Source organism: Pectinatus frisingensis, from assembly GCF_015732285.1.
Taxonomy (GTDB): Bacteria; Bacillota; Negativicutes; order Selenomonadales; family Selenomonadaceae; genus Pectinatus; species Pectinatus frisingensis.
In genome coordinates this window covers 1-15,099 of sequence record NZ_WIQU01000017.1, presented here as the reverse complement: position 1 = coordinate 15,099, position 15,099 = coordinate 1, and the positions used below count along the sequence as shown (strand labels likewise).

Genomic DNA, 15,099 nt, shown 5'->3' with positions numbered 1-15,099 from the left:
AGATAACCCCTCAGCCGGCTGCACCGGCAGCTCCCCTGGAAGGGAGCCTTTGGACTAGTCATTCTTAAAAATGTCTGCCTATAAAAGGACGGACATTGGAACCACGCGCAGCGTGGTAAGCTGCATATTTTTCTAAAATCATTCTTAACAATAACTATGCTATGGCACAAAAATTTCACCACTTAAACATCAGACAAATTACAATTATTATCGAAATTCATTTTCTGGAAGGCAGGGATAAAATGACAATCTCCCTTGAAGGAATAAAAAAAATATATCAAATAGGCACTCAGGAAGTTGCCGCTTTAAATGGCATTGACTTGAACATAGCGAAAGGTGAATTTGCTGCCCTGATGGGTCCTTCTGGTTCCGGTAAGTCCACCCTCATGAATATTCTTGGCTGCCTTGATCGCCCTACAGTCGGTTCATACCGACTGGATGGTGATGAAGTATCTCATCTTAGCGATGACGCCTTGGCTAAAACCCGCAATAAAAAAATTGGGTTCGTATTCCAGAACTTTAACCTGCTTTCCCGTATAAGTGCTCTGGACAATGTGGCTTTACCACTTGTTTATGCCGGTATCGGCCACAAAGAAAGAATCGAACGTGCTTCATTTTTTCTAAAGGCAGTCGGTCTTGATACCCGTGCCGACCATCAGCCTAATGAACTATCCGGGGGACAGCGCCAGCGTGTTGCCATCGCCCGGGCACTGGTCAATGATCCCAGTATAATCATGGCCGATGAACCGACCGGTAACCTCGATACAAAATCCACCAGAGAAATAATGGAAATCTTCATCCAACTGCATAAACAGGGAAAAACTATTATCCTTGTTACTCATGAACCCGAGATTGCATCCTGTGCTTCAAGACAGTTACTGGTTCGTGATGGTAAAATAACACGTGATGCCGGTAAGGGGGAACGAATGGATGTTGTTTAAAGAAAGTGTAGCAATTGCCCTAAAAGCTTTATTTTCCAACAAATTGCGTTCTATTTTGACCATGCTTGGCATAATAATTGGCGTTGCTGCCGTAATAGCAATGGTATCGCTCGGTATGGGCGTACGAAAAAACGTTCAAAATTCAATTGCCAGTCTCGGCAGCAACATGCTCATTGTGCAGGCTGGTGCCCCCAAGGTCAATGGTGTGAGACAATCCGCCGGCAGCGGCGAAACACTAAAGCTTGATGATTCTGATGCCATAAAAAAGAAAATCAAAAATATCGATTATGTTGCTCCCAGCGTACAAAGCTCAAAACAGATTATTTATAGCAACCAAAACTGGAATACCGTCGTCTATGGTATAACTTCAGATTATATGGCAATACGTTCGCTCAGTGTAGCCAGTGGTTCATTTATAACCACCAATGATATGCAGACACGCTCACGTGTTGCTGTAATTGGTACTACTGTTGCCTCAAATTTATTTGGCAGTGTCAATCCAGTGGGAAAAACCATCCGCATAAATAACGATCCTTACAAAATAATTGGCGTATTGGCAAGCAAGGGACAATCTTCTATGGGCCAGGACCAAGATGACTGTGTACTGATCCCGATCAGCACCGCCATGGAAAGATTGATGGCTATTACCTATATCAGAACAATAAATGTGCAGGTTTCTTCAGCAGATAAAATGGACCAGGTCCAAAGTGAGATTGAGACTTTACTGCGTCAGCGTCATAAGATCAGCAATCCCGATGATGACGATTTTCAAGTGCGAAATCTCACCAGCCTGATGGAAACAATGACCAATACCACAACCATGATAACACTGCTGCTGGGTAGTATTGCCGCCATTTCCCTGGTTGTCGGCGGTATCGGCATTATGAATATAATGATGGTGTCCGTAACAGAACGTACCAGAGAAATTGGTATAAGAAAGGCCCTTGGCGCCACTTTCAACAATATCATGATGCAGTTTCTTATCGAATCCATCGTCGTGAGCGTCATCGGTGGATTAATTGGTATATTATTGGGTTGTGGAGCATCATTGGCAATAGCCAAATTTGCCGGATTTAATACTGTGATAACACTCTTGCCGATATTGCTTTCTTTTTTCTTTTCTGTCGGTATAGGCCTGTTTTTTGGCATTTATCCTGCCAGAAAAGCAGCCAAATTAGATCCAATTGAAGCCTTGCGTTACGAATAAAACACACTTTCAGCGTATCTTTCATCTTACATGATTACAATTGACTTTTTGTCATTTTATGCTATAATATTACTATATTAATGGACAGTTGGTAAGTTGTAATTAGTCGCTCAGCTCGTTTAAATATAGTTATATGCACTAAAAGCTGAGCAATCGTTGCTTCAGCTTTTTTTATTCTGGGAAGATACGACGTAAATCGACTATCGATAACTCAAATTTCATAACATAATTATAACTTTGAGCTTTTTCAACGCCTATCATCCTAATAGGCGCTTTTATTTTACATATTGACTCCAATACTTCTTTAGCAACGTAGCTGAAACATAAGGATTAAATCATAAACTGTCCTTGAATTACAAAAATTACAATCACACTAATTGATATTACAATAAAACGAATGGAGTGATTATTGTGAGCCTAGCCGACAAACTAAAAACTCTCACTGTAAGCAAGGGACTTGAACTTATCTCCGAATATCTTGAAAAAGACCCAGAAGAAAATATTCCCAAAGTAATGAACATGGTAGACAAGATTTTCCCGCATGACTTATACAGTGTTGCCCGTAAAATGATTCATGAAACTATAGACAAAAAAGACAATATGTACCAGCTTATTTTGTATGCATATCAGTTGGACGCTGGTGTAAGAAGAGCTTTTTTCAACAATTTTTTTGTTAATGCCACTTTGAACGGCAGCAAAATACAAGATGAATATGCTGCAAAATACAATTGCAATGTACCATGGGCCATCCTACTCGATCCCACGTCTGCCTGCAACCTGCACTGCACCGGCTGCTGGGCAGCTGAATATGGACACAATTATAATCTCGACTATGACACTATTGATTCCATCATCAACCAAGGGAAAAAACTTGGCATCTACATGTACATTTATACTGGCGGCGAACCGACAGTACGAAAAAATGATCTTATGAAACTATGCGCAACTCATCCTGATTGTGAATTTTTGGCCTTTACCAACGGTACTTTAATTGATGAAACCTTCTGTAACGAAATGCTTCGCGTCAAAAATTTTATCCCGGCCATCAGCTTAGAAGGATTTGAATCTGCCAATGATAATAGGCGCGGCAAAGGTGCCTACCAGAAGGCTACCCATGCAATGGCACTATTAAAAGGCCATAAACTGCCATTTGGCATTTCTGTATGCTATACTTCTGCCAATTTCAATGATATCAACAGCGATGCCTTTTTTGACAAAATGATTGATATGGGTGCCATGTTCAGCTGGTTTTTCCATTATATGCCCGTTGGCAACGATGCCGTTCCTTCACTGATGATAACCCCACAGCAACGTACCGCGTTATATAAACACATTTGCCATATAAGAAACACCAAGCCACTATTCTGCATGGATTTCCAAGATGATGGCATACACGTTGGCGGCTGCATTGCCGGTGGACGCCGTTACCTGCATATCAATGCCAAAGGCGATGTTGAACCTTGTGTATTTATTCATTATTCCAATACCAACATCCATAATACCACTTTGCTGGATGCATTAAAGAGTCCCATTTTTCAGGCGTATCATGATAATCAACCATTTAACAGTAATCATTTTCGTCCTTGTCCTATGTTGGAAAACCCACAAGAACTACCAAGGCTGGTAAACAACAGCCATGCTGTCAATACCGATTACTGTAGTCCTGAAAGTGCCGAACATCTCTGTCATAAATGTGAAAAATATGCTGCTAACTGGCAGCCGGTTGCCGATGAACTTTGGTCAAAACGAATTGCAAGATAATCGACTGTTAACAGATTAACTTAGTAGTATTTAATGGCAAAAGCTCTCAATAAATTGTTTTATCAAAACAATTCATTGAGAGCTTTTCTTATATTATTTAAACTTTATTCACTTTTCTTATACAACTGCAACATCTCAACATTTTTATACAATCTTTTCCAAATTGTTTTATCAATGACATGTACTATATTAAAATGGAGTAGTATAGCGTCTTTTAAATGATGCCGTAAGGTTTCCAACTGCCAAAGCACCGGTATAATCACTCCATTATTAAGTTCCACTGATGCTATATTCTCTATTTCCTTAACTCGTTTTATATGGGTAAGATTAACATAACCCAATGTGCCATCACCTTTTACCCTGACATCTCTGACTTTTATAGGTGTAAGCACAAGTTCCCAGCTGAATCCCAATGGCAGCCACAGTCTCCTGCCAACTTTGACTTTTGCCCAATCACGCAATAAACAGATATCTTTACAGTGCCTGCCTGCCTGCTAATTGCCTAATAATTGGTTTATATCCGACCGGATAAAACACTTCTTGTCCTTTTGCATCTATAATCACTGTCCCATCACCATTATCAGTATATTGTGGTAAAATAGCGGCTATTTTATCATCAGAAACAATATTCATATTTTATCCAGCTTTCATAAAATTTAGTATTTAATCACATTTTTATAAAAAAGTCAAATGTTATACTATATTAAATAGTATAACATGACAAAATGTAACTGTAAATATATCTATTGAATAATTTAGCAAATTTTAAAAATAATCTTTATTTTTGATAATTAATCGCTTATTATTATATGAATAAATCAATAATAACCTGTTAATATAAGAATAAAAGAATTCTATAATAAAAATATATAATTAATAAAGACTTAATTTTTTTATCGGAAATTAAGTGTATTATCAGTATTAAAGTATTTTAAATTTCTGTTTCAATCATTTATATAATAATTTTGATAAAGGGAAATGATCTTTATTGTCGATTCGGGAATATCTGCCTATGCTTACCGCTTTTGAGGATGAGGAAAATCTCTTAGCCGCTTTTCAAGCCGGAGCTGAAGGATACTTACTAAAAACCATGGAACCTGAAAGTTTTCTCTGGCAGCTCACTGGAATGAACGCCGGAGAATCTCCAATTGCACCACATTTAGTTAAACAGCTGCCGCACAAGTTTATTCAATATAAAGAAAACACAAAACTCCACACCCTGTCAGGAAAAAATTTGACTGACAGACAACAAGAAGTATTGCAGTTACTGACTCAGGGTTTAACCTATCGAGAAATTGCCATACAATTAAAATTAAAGGAAGCCACCGTCAAATACCACATTAAAGAACTCCTTACTAAATTTGGTTTATCTAAGCGGACACAGCTCATTACCTATACACTGCGTAATGATTTAGTAAAGAGAAAATAGTCCGCTGTAAAATAATAACTTTCATAGTGACAATTCATTTCATTAATTATTTTGTCTTTAAGCAATGCATCACCGGATATAATCTACTATTCCTGTCCTGCGCTTCGGTGCAGTCTGGTGGGATACTACAGCATTTTTATAACCAAGTGTAACTGCAAAATATGGCTGATAATCATCGGGAATATTAAGTTTTTTTACCTCCGGCAATTCAAAGAATAGATTGACCAATCCAAGCCAACAACTGCCAATTCCAAAACTTTCTGCCGCCAACAACATATTTTCTATAGCAGCTGCACAATCAACAAGCGGCGTATAATAATAATCCGTGCCAGCCAAAGGCAATGGAGAACTCGCTTTTTTATCACCGGAAACCACTATTACTGTTGGAGCTTTATGGAACACATGATATTGTGCTGACTCACCCATTTTATTAGCCCATTTGTACGAAGGCAAAAGCATTTGTTTTTTTATTTTTTCATTCATGATTTCAATCATTTTTTTATTCTGAATAACAGTAAAATACCATGGCTGGCAATTATGCCCGCTGGGTGCAAAAGTCGCCGCTTCAATGATAGCCTTAAGTTCTTCTTCACTGATCTGCTTATCTGAATAATTTCTTATACTTCTTCTGTTTTTTATTGTTTCCAAAACTTGATTCATAATTATTCCCTCCAATTTTATAAAAGATTTTTCTATGAATCCATAATACATCATCTTTATAATTTATATCAATACGTAAAATGAGAGTAGACATTTTAATACAATAACAGTCAACTTTTACCGCTTCTCAAGCAGCCATCATCTCCTTTTTTTAGTTTTGGAACAAATAAATACATGATTTTCTGATATGATTATAATAAAATTTTCTTCAAGGGCAGGCTGGAATGGGAGTAAGCCATCGGTTTTCAACTTCTTTTGGGTTTGTTTGATTACTTACCTTTTTCGAAATTACCGATGGTTTTTTCTATTTTCTTTTGCAAACTTCATCATATACCATCTTTCAAAAATGACGGTGAAATGATGTTTCAGCAAAGTTTATACTTTTAAATATACTTTGAAACATCGTTTCAAAATATACGGAATTAATTGAATAAATAAACTTGTCAAATTATATTAGTAATAAAGCACAATAGGAATATTTATTCCTATAATATTATAATATAGGGCAGGAGGAATCATATTGAAGGCAAATAAATTAGTCTATAGTTTTATTTGTGCCAGTATCGCGGGTATATGCACATTGAACTCAACTGCTACAGCATCTGAAAGTTCTAAAGAAATACATGTGGATCAAGTCGGTTATCTGACAGAATACCCTAAAACAGCTGTAGTCACAGATTCAGGTCAAACCAGTTTCAGCATTGTAAATGCTAAAACTGGCCAAGTCATTTATACAGGCAATTTATCTTCATCTGTATACGATAAATCATCTGGTGAAAACGTCCGGCAAGCAGATTTTTCAACTGTAAAAATTACTGAAACATATAAAGTAGTTATCGGTAATGATACATCTTATCCATTCAAGATAAATGATAATGTATATGAGGTGCCGATGATCCATTCTTGGCGTGCCTATACCCTTTCACGCAGTAATATAGCGTTTAACGATCCTGTTACAGGTTTAAAGCTTAACGCACAATATCCCGATGACCGCCATGCCAAACTTTATTTTACTGATAAGTTAAATAAAAAAGATACTGTTTTTGATATGAGTGGGGGTTGGTATGATGCCGGTGATTATGGCAAATACATTACCACTGCTGGTATATCGGCTTCGGAACTTATGCTGGCTTATGAAGCTGATCCAACTCATTTCACAAAAGGGCAGCTTTTCTTTCCGAACGGGATAAACAATACCACAGATATGCCAGACGCGCTTGTCGAAATAAAATATGAACTTGACTGGATGATGAAAATGCAGCGTAGTGATGGTAGTGTATTTCATAAGGTCTCAGGAATGAAATGGCCAGATTTTTCTGTTGCCCCGGATAAAGATATTCAGCCCAGATTTATTTTCAGCACATCGACCTATGGTACAGGTATTTATGGAGCCAGTATGGCTATCGCATCACGTATATATGAAAAATACGATCCGGCATATGCGGCTAAATTGCTTTCATCGGCTAAGCATGCGTTTGATTATTTGAAAAAGACACCCAATCCAATTTACCGTGTCGATGCAGGACAGGAAAATGGTTCAGGCCCATATAATAAAAACACGGACATAGATAACCGCATTTGGCTTGCTGCTGAATTATTCAAGACTACCGGTGACAAGTCGTATGAAAAATATCTAAAAAAAGTTTCAGAGCAGTTTACTGCAGTCCCTACAGTATTCAGCTGGGAAAACACACTCTCACTTGGACAGTTTGCTTATCTGACTAATAAAAAAGCTGATCCTATTTTACAGGCAAAAACAAAAACAGCATTCATCAATTATGCAAATAATATATTATCAGCAATCCAGTCGGATGGATATAAATGTTCATTAGCAGATAACGAATATGTATGGGGTTCAACCAAAAACGTTGTTGGTAAAGGTGATATACTGCTTATGGCAAATCAAATCGAACCAAATGAAAAATATGTCGAAGGTGCGCTTGAACAGCTTCATTATCTTTTTGGCAGGAATACCAATGATAAAAGCTATATGCTGGGTGAAGGCTCTAATCCACCGCAGTACCCACATGATCGTATTCATGAAAGTACCGGTGCTTACATTCCGGGTCTGGTTGTAGGCGGACCAAATAATATTTCCGGTGGTGACCCTATCCAGACAAAAATGCTGACAGAAAATAAAATTGCACCAGCTAAAGCCTATATTGATACTTTGATGTCATGGTCAACAAATGAATATGCCATTGACTATACCGGTCCCGCTGCGTATGCATTGGCGTACTTCAGCAAACCTGATTCAAAACTTACAGCCAATGATATCAGGCTTACCAGAGAATTTAAGCCAGCCAGTGTCACGAATAAATAGTAAAAGATATGACAAAAGACTCATACCACGCAATATTGTGTGATATGAGTCTTTTTATTGTCAAATGTGGTAAAATTGGACAGATATTACATTACTATCTCTATCATTAAACGATATAGCTCTTATAATATATACAAAAAACCAAGCAAAACGTCAAGGTTGAACCCTACATGATAAAATACAATATCAATAAAATTACTAGTCAACTTTCACCTAAGGCAATGACTTCATGAGCAGATCACTGTATTATCATTGTAGTATAAGTTTCACGATACTGCCTGGGAGTTAGATAATTCAATGAATATGCCAAACGTTATTCGTTAAAAAAATAAATATAATTATGACCTTCTTTATCAGCAGGATTCTCATTAATGCCATGAAAATCCACGAAAAATTTCATTTTATCCATCCATTAATAAATTCCATTGCAGCATTATCTGTAGGCGTGCCTACCCGAGATATGAATACCATTGATTTTCAAGTTTCTTTGGAGTTATTGGGCTACTTAGCTACCGATGATTTTTTCTATTCTTTTTTATAAACTTTATTATAAGCGATCTTTATAATTATTTAAAAATTCCTAAAGCCACATTATTTTTCGAATTTATAGAATTATATTGAGTTTTACTAAAAGGAGCAATTTGTTATGATTGATTCAGACGGAGGAAAACACATGAAACTAATAAGAAGACAAGTTAATCTCATAAAATGTATAATTGAGAACCCTAACGCCGGCATAAAGGAACTTAGTGGAATTATGAATGTTTCAATGCAAACCGTCAAGTCTGATCTGCAGGGGATGCGTGATTTCATGCAGACCTATGGTACGACAATAGAAATCATATCGGGAAATCGATTATGCATATATGGCATTGAAAACCTACCATATATATTAAGGGTTTCCAAGTTAATGCTGGAATTTTCATTAGAAAAACAAATAATATTATTGCTGTTATTCAGTAATACCTTTGTCGTGCTGCAGGATATAGCTGATACATTATATGTCAGTAAATCACTTACAGAAAAAATAATGCCAGCTTTATTAAAAAAATATCCTGAAGAATTAGAATCGATTCGCCATTATGGTATTCGCTGTATCGCTTCACCCATCGAAAAAAGAAGTCGTTTTGTTGAGATAATAGAGCCATATGTGCAGGGCATTGATTTTCCCGAAGAACTTAAACAATTTCACCTCCGACATTTCCCAATACTGCATTACATCACATCGCATGATATTGAAAAAGGAATGAATGCTCTTAATTATGTGCAGAATATTTCGACTTTTTCTCTTACGGATGAATCACTATGTCAATTATTTTTGCAGATCATTTATATCCTGTTTTGTCATCGTAATCAAGAAAAAGTCCTTATAGGTCCTATGTTTTCAGACATTATACATGGTATACGACGCAAAGAAAAAGAATATTTGACATCAGCCAACACAATTTGTTCCATAATGGATATTCATGATGAGAATGAAAAATTTTATCTTTGTTATTTATTCATGACTCTGCGTAAACAAAAAATATCAAACAGTACACAGCTCATACAAGCAATGAGTGATGTAGTAAACGAAATTTTCCAGAAAATCCATGAACAAATGTCTGTAGATTTTAGTAATGACCATGAGCTGGCAAAAGGATTATCTGTACACATTTATACCACAGTGCTTCGCAAAGATTTACTAAAAACCTTTTCTCCTGATTATAGCTGGTATGACATTATGCATCAATATCCAATCGGTTTTGAAATGTCTACCATTGCTGCTAAAGTAATTTTAACCAAATTTTCGTATAAAGTTTCTACTGATGAAATGATTTATTTAACATTACATTTTCAATCAGGAATTGAGCGGATGAAAAACAGTGAGAAAAAACTTCATATTCTAGTAGTATGCCATTATGGTATGGCTGCTGCAATCCTGATAGCTACAAAAGTAGAAAGGATTTTTCACAATGTGGAAATTTCAGACACTATATCTATACAATGTTTCCTGCAAATGAAAACAATTAACGCCGATCTCGTACTCAGTACGGAAAACATTAAATCACAGGATATTCCTGTAATTTATATAACCCCCCTCCTCACACAAAATGAACTAAAACAAATCAGCTATTTTGTAGAAATGCATTGCATAAATAATTTACTGGCACTTTTCATCATACATTCAATAGTATTGGATATAGAAAATGCCAATTCACGAAATGAAGTAATAACCCAAGCTGTCACTGTACTTCATCAAAATAACTTGGTATCGGAAGATTACTTGGAAAGCTGTATCGAAAGAGAAAACATCTCATCTACTGATGTAGATTCAATCGCTATACCACATGGCAATCCGGATTTTGTCAAGGAAACTAAATTGTTGATAGTGCGACTACATGAACCATTGTATTGGAAATCTTCTTACGTCAGCTATGTTTTCATGTTTGCAATTTCCAAAAAACAATTCACGGAAAATTTTGCATTATTTTCAACATTTTACAAAAAACTAGTTGATTCCAGCATACGAACTGAAATCAAAAAAATTGGACAGGAAGATGTTAAAAAATTCAAAAAAAGTTTAGCTCATTTGCTAAGTCTGTAATATGGGAGATGTAGAAAAATGATCAGGAAAAATCTTATTTTTGTTGGCCAATCATTCAAAAATCGTGATTCTGTAATTGATTTTATCACTATGATGGCTGACAAGGCTGGCGTACTAAATGACCAAAAAGAATTTATCAAAACTGTATTGAATCGGGAAATAAAAATTTCGACTTCCATCGGGTATGGCATAGCTATACCGCATGGAAAAACAGATGCAGTAAAAGACCCTTTCATTGCCTATGTAAATTTAAAAGAGGCTTTTAAATGGGACAATACTACTAAAGATTTTGTAAAAGCAGTATTTCTTATAGGTATACCCGCAAAAAACACTGACAAACTGCATTTAAAAGTCATTTCCGAAATCAGCAAAAAATTAATCAATGACAGTTTCAGAAAAAAACTACTAAATTGCAAAACTAGTGAAAATGCATTTGAACTTTTAAATTCTATTAACCAAAACTTTTAATCAATGAAGGGAAACTGATTTATATGAAAATTATAGGAGTAGCGGCTTGTATTACAGGCGTAGCACACACGTATATGGCCCAAGAAGCAATTGAACAGGAATGTAAAAAAAGGGGCTATGACGTAAAAGTAGAAACACAAGGTGGTATGGGTATTGATAATGAATTGAGCGAAGACGAAATAGCCCAGGCCGACGTCGTAATCATGGCCGTGGCTATAGGAATAGAAGGTCAAGAACGTTTTGAAGAAAAAGAAGATGCTGGCAGAGTTCTGACATTAAATCCAGCCGAAGTTATACGTAACCCCACAGCCATCATCGATAAAGCCATTAATTTAGTGAAATAATGACTTTATGAATTAAGGAGGATTAAAAAATGTCCACTACCATGAAAAACATTATTAATGACTTGACTAAAGCTTTTAACACTGGCGTATCCTATATGATGCCGACAGTAGTTGTCGGCGGTATTTGTCTGGCTTTATCCTTAGCCGGTGGTGATGCCACAGCCGGCAAAGGTATGGTTGTGACAAATCCATTTTTAAAAAACCTTGGTATTATAGGCAGTGCCGGATTTTCAATGATGATTCCAATATTATCCGGCTATATTGCCTATTCCATTGCTGGCAAACCGGGTATTACACCTGGAATGATTACCGGTTTTATCGCCAATATGCCAATTGGTGATAATCATGTACAAACTGGCTTTCTCGGAGCAATGTTAATGGGGATATTATGTGGATTTTTAGCAAGATGGGTCAAAAAATGGAAAGTAAATGACACAATAAAAACTATCATGCCAATACTAATAATTCCTATTGTTACAACCGTTATCATAGCTATGGTATATATATACATTTTAGTCGGACCAATTGGAATTATTATGAAATGGCTTATCGACATGCTATCAGGAATGCAGGGTGGAAGTGCACTCATACTTGGCTTAATTGTGGGAGCCATGGCAGCATTCGATATGGGCGGACCTGTTAATAAAACTGCAACAGCTTTTACACTTGCACTTATGGCAGAAGGTATTTATGGACCAAATGGTGCTTACCGCATAGCGGTTGCCATACCACCACTGGGTATAGCATTATCAACATTTATTTCACGCAACAAATGGGGATCTGATGATCGCCGCATGGGACCATCAGCAGCATTTATGGGGCTTATTGGCATCACTGAAGGTGCCATCCCCTTTGCTGTAAAAAGTCTAAAAACCGTTATTCCTTCTATAATGATTGGTAGTGCAGTCGGTGCAGGATTAGGTATGGTGCATGGTGTAGAATGTATGGTTCCACACGGAGGACTTATAGTTATCGCAGCAGTTAATAAAGCACCTTTATGGTATGCAATTGATATGGCAATTGGTGTAATAGTTACTGCGATTTGCCTGCACATACTACGTCCAACCATAGAAAATAATGAAACAAAATAATCTACATTGGGGGAATAATAATGCACAAAATCACATTAAATGAAGTAGTACAGAAAATGCTAAGCTTTACGGGTAATGATAAGGCAAGCATGCTTGGCATCGGACCTATGTCAGTAAATTTATTAAAAGCTTCCATGCTGCTTGCCAAAGAGAAAGATTTTCCATTGATGTTTATTGCCAGCCGTAATCAGGTTGATGCAGATGAATTGGGTGGTGGTTATGTATGTAATTGGGATCAGCAACATTTTGCTGCTGCAATAAAAAAAGTCGCTCAAGAAATGAATTACAATGGTCTCTACTACCTTTGCCGTGACCACGGAGGTCCATGGCAGCGTGATAATGAACGCAATGCCCATTTACCGGAAAAAAAAGCAATGCTCCTCGGTAAAAAATCTTACTTTACCGATTTAATCAATAACTTTGACCTGCTACATATTGATCCCACTAAAGATCCATATACTGTAGGCAAAGTTGTCGATATGGACGTTAACATCAACCGTACCATAGAACTAATAGAGTACGTGGAAAAAGAACGTATTGCTCACAATCTGCCTGCTGTCAGCTATGAAGTTGGAACAGAAGAAACAAATGGTGGGCTTACCTCCAGCGAAAATTATGAAAAATTTATAAAAAAATTAACAGCTCAGCTAGATGAAAAAGACCTGCCACACCCGGCATTCATAGTAGGCAATACTGGTACGCTTACAAGACTTACTGAAAACGTCGGTCACGTTGATTCTGCTGCAAGCAAAGAATTATCATCCGTAGCCCGAAAATATGGCGTAGGTCTAAAAGAACACAATGGTGATTATCTTGATGACACTATATTGCTTGAACACCCCGCACTTGGTGTAACTGCAATGAACGTAGCTCCCGAATTTGGTACAGTTGAAACACAAGCCTATCTGAAACTTACTCAGGTAGAAAGTAGATTAAGTGCACAAGGCATTTTAAAAGAAACATCAAAACTTGAACACACCTTGCAAACAGAAGCCGTGAAAAGTGGACGTTGGAAAAAGTGGATGGTTGACGGTAAAAACCAATTGTCTCCTGAAGAAATATTTAAAGATAAAAAACTCACGACCCTCATTACTGAAATAAGCGGACATTATACATTTAATAATGACTGTGTCAAACAGGAAATAGAAAAACTGTACAAAAATCTGTCCACCAGTGGTATTAATGGTGAAAAATATGTAATCTATAAAATCAAAGATTCTATTGACCGCTACGTTGAATGTTTTAATCTCAGAGGACTTACTTCTAAGCTAATGAAATAACAAAGATACTGAAAACAACATGGGGTTATCACACATAACCATTTCATTCATAAATATGCAACATTCTGCTCCTTTTGTCCGCCTTTAGAAGGGCGGAGAACCGCGCAGCGGTGATGGTTTGCATCCTTATGAGATCAATATGGTTTGTGTGACAGCCCCATTGCTATAGCTGCCAATATGATATATTGTAATTATGAATAAATTTTTTATAAAATATTGCATTTCCAGCTTTATTATTCCTTTTTCCATATATACAAACAAAGTAAAAAGGATGTGACATTTTGAATATCATTTTCGACATGGATGATACTCTTTACGATTTAATGCAGCCATTTAAAAAAGCTCACCAAGATTTATATTCCAATAAAATAATAACAGATTGCAATAAATTATTTATGAATTCCAGGATATATTCGGATAAAATACTTGAATCAGAAAAAAAGGAACTTATTTCCCATAAGGATTGCTTTTATCTCCGTATTAAAAAAACATATTATGATATTGGTATCCAAATATCAAGAAAAGACGCAGAACTTTTTGAAACAAAATATCGGCATTATCAGTCACATATAACGATTCCGGAAAATATAGTCAAAGTACTTAATTTCTGCAAAACAAAACATATATTTATCGCATTGCTTTCAAATGGCATGCATAGTTCTCAGTATCGAAAAATTCAGACTTTAAAATTAGAACAATGGTTTACCAATGATAAAATTTTTATATCAGAAGACACTGGATATTTGAAACCAGATGTAAATATTTTTAAATTTGTCGAAGAAAAGTTGCACTTGCTACCTGATGAAACCTGGTATGTTGGTGATACATATGAAACAGACATCAAAGGAGCTGATAATGCCGGATGTAATACCATATGGTTTAATCACAGAAATCGTATGCCACCCCAGCCAGACAACCTCGCTGACAGGGAAGTAAACAGCTGTACTGAATTATTGGTCGTGATAAATGAACTATATAAAAACTTTGATAAGGTATAATATTTTTCGC

The 15,099-nt window shown here is 36.4% G+C and carries 14 protein-coding genes; 11 read left to right on the top strand and 3 right to left on the bottom strand.

Annotation, left to right across the window (positions count from 1 at the left end; genetic code table 11):
* Positions 1–242: 242 nt before the first annotated feature.
* The 3 genes from I6751_RS02700 to I6751_RS02690 all read left to right on the top strand — a co-directional run bounded on the left by I6751_RS02700 (position 243) and on the right by I6751_RS02690 (position 3,909).
* On the top strand, positions 243–941 hold the full coding sequence (locus I6751_RS02700; RefSeq protein ID WP_182186147.1) for an ABC transporter ATP-binding protein: 699 nt from the start codon (positions 243–245) through the stop codon (positions 939–941).
* Positions 931–2,148 (top strand): ABC transporter permease, encoded by a 1,218-nt coding sequence (locus I6751_RS02695; protein WP_196592384.1) that lies wholly within the window; start codon positions 931–933, stop codon positions 2,146–2,148. The genes I6751_RS02700 and I6751_RS02695 overlap by 11 nt, the downstream gene beginning before the upstream one ends.
* Positions 2,149–2,559: 411 nt before the next feature.
* On the top strand, positions 2,560–3,909 hold the full coding sequence (locus I6751_RS02690; protein ID WP_196592383.1) for a radical SAM protein: 1,350 nt from the start codon (positions 2,560–2,562) through the stop codon (positions 3,907–3,909).
* A 104-nt stretch (positions 3,910–4,013) separates the two neighbouring features.
* On the opposite strand, the gene I6751_RS02685 is transcribed toward I6751_RS02690, so the two are convergent.
* Both I6751_RS02685 and I6751_RS02680 read right to left on the bottom strand, forming a co-directional pair.
* Positions 4,014–4,370 carry a hypothetical protein gene (locus I6751_RS02685; protein ID WP_196592382.1) on the bottom strand — a complete coding sequence of 119 codons (357 nt, stop codon included), beginning with the start codon at positions 4,368–4,370 and terminating at the stop codon, positions 4,014–4,016.
* 13 nt (positions 4,371–4,383) lie between these two features.
* Positions 4,384–4,542 (bottom strand): hypothetical protein, encoded by a 159-nt coding sequence (locus I6751_RS02680; RefSeq protein WP_196592381.1) that lies wholly within the window; start codon positions 4,540–4,542, stop codon positions 4,384–4,386.
* A gap of 355 nt (positions 4,543–4,897) precedes the next feature.
* Here I6751_RS02680 and I6751_RS02675 point away from each other — a divergent pair, with 355 nt between their 5' ends.
* Positions 4,898–5,338 (top strand): LuxR C-terminal-related transcriptional regulator, encoded by a 441-nt coding sequence (locus I6751_RS02675; RefSeq protein WP_196592380.1) that lies wholly within the window; start codon positions 4,898–4,900, stop codon positions 5,336–5,338.
* A gap of 69 nt (positions 5,339–5,407) precedes the next feature.
* On the opposite strand, the gene I6751_RS02670 is transcribed toward I6751_RS02675, so the two are convergent.
* A complete protein-coding gene (locus I6751_RS02670) occupies positions 5,408–5,998 on the bottom strand; it encodes a nitroreductase family protein (RefSeq protein ID WP_231038006.1) in 591 nt (196 codons plus the stop codon).
* Positions 5,999–6,518: 520 nt separating this feature from the next.
* On the opposite strand from I6751_RS02670, the gene I6751_RS02665 reads away from it, so the two are divergent.
* The 7 genes from I6751_RS02665 (at position 6,519) to I6751_RS02635 (ending at position 15,089) form a co-directional block, all read left to right on the top strand.
* Positions 6,519–8,321: a glycoside hydrolase family 9 protein gene (locus I6751_RS02665; RefSeq protein ID WP_196592379.1), complete on the top strand. Its 1,803-nt coding sequence runs from the start codon at positions 6,519–6,521 to the stop codon at positions 8,319–8,321.
* A gap of 646 nt (positions 8,322–8,967) precedes the next feature.
* Positions 8,968–10,908, top strand: a complete 1,941-nt coding sequence (locus tag I6751_RS02660; protein WP_196592377.1) for a BglG family transcription antiterminator — start codon at positions 8,968–8,970, stop codon at positions 10,906–10,908.
* A gap of 18 nt (positions 10,909–10,926) precedes the next feature.
* Positions 10,927–11,376: a PTS sugar transporter subunit IIA gene (locus I6751_RS02655; RefSeq protein ID WP_196592376.1), complete on the top strand. Its 450-nt coding sequence runs from the start codon at positions 10,927–10,929 to the stop codon at positions 11,374–11,376.
* A 23-nt stretch (positions 11,377–11,399) separates the two neighbouring features.
* On the top strand, positions 11,400–11,720 hold the full coding sequence (locus I6751_RS02650) for a PTS fructose transporter subunit IIB (RefSeq protein ID WP_196592375.1): 321 nt from the start codon (positions 11,400–11,402) through the stop codon (positions 11,718–11,720).
* Between the two features lie 29 nt (positions 11,721–11,749).
* Positions 11,750–12,811 carry a PTS fructose transporter subunit IIC gene (locus I6751_RS02645; protein WP_196592374.1) on the top strand — a complete coding sequence of 354 codons (1,062 nt, stop codon included), beginning with the start codon at positions 11,750–11,752 and terminating at the stop codon, positions 12,809–12,811.
* 20 nt (positions 12,812–12,831) lie between these two features.
* Complete coding sequence (locus I6751_RS02640; protein ID WP_196592373.1) at positions 12,832–14,091, top strand: class II D-tagatose-bisphosphate aldolase non-catalytic subunit; 1,260 nt, start codon at positions 12,832–12,834, stop codon at positions 14,089–14,091.
* 281 nt (positions 14,092–14,372) lie between these two features.
* Positions 14,373–15,089 (top strand): HAD family hydrolase, encoded by a 717-nt coding sequence (locus I6751_RS02635; RefSeq protein ID WP_196592372.1) that lies wholly within the window; start codon positions 14,373–14,375, stop codon positions 15,087–15,089.
* Positions 15,090–15,099 lie beyond the last annotated feature (10 nt).

Bases quoted from the DNA above. Each gene is read 5' to 3' on its own strand.
- I6751_RS02700 (WP_182186147.1), top strand. From the start codon at position 243: ATGACAATCTCCCTTGAAGGAATAAAAAAAATATATCAAATAGGCACT.
- I6751_RS02640 (WP_196592373.1), top strand. From the start codon at position 12,832: ATGCACAAAATCACATTAAATGAAGTAGTACAGAAAATGCTAAGCTTT.
- I6751_RS02670 (WP_231038006.1), bottom strand. From the start codon at position 5,998: ATGAATCAAGTTTTGGAAACAATAAAAAACAGAAGAAGTATAAGAAAT.
- I6751_RS02695 (WP_196592384.1), top strand. From the start codon at position 931: ATGTTGTTTAAAGAAAGTGTAGCAATTGCCCTAAAAGCTTTATTTTCC.
- I6751_RS02650 (WP_196592375.1), top strand. From the start codon at position 11,400: ATGAAAATTATAGGAGTAGCGGCTTGTATTACAGGCGTAGCACACACG.
- I6751_RS02655 (WP_196592376.1), top strand. From the start codon at position 10,927: ATGATCAGGAAAAATCTTATTTTTGTTGGCCAATCATTCAAAAATCGT.
- I6751_RS02645 (WP_196592374.1), top strand. From the start codon at position 11,750: ATGTCCACTACCATGAAAAACATTATTAATGACTTGACTAAAGCTTTT.
- I6751_RS02660 (WP_196592377.1), top strand. From the start codon at position 8,968: ATGATTGATTCAGACGGAGGAAAACACATGAAACTAATAAGAAGACAA.
- I6751_RS02680 (WP_196592381.1), bottom strand. From the start codon at position 4,542: ATGAATATTGTTTCTGATGATAAAATAGCCGCTATTTTACCACAATAT.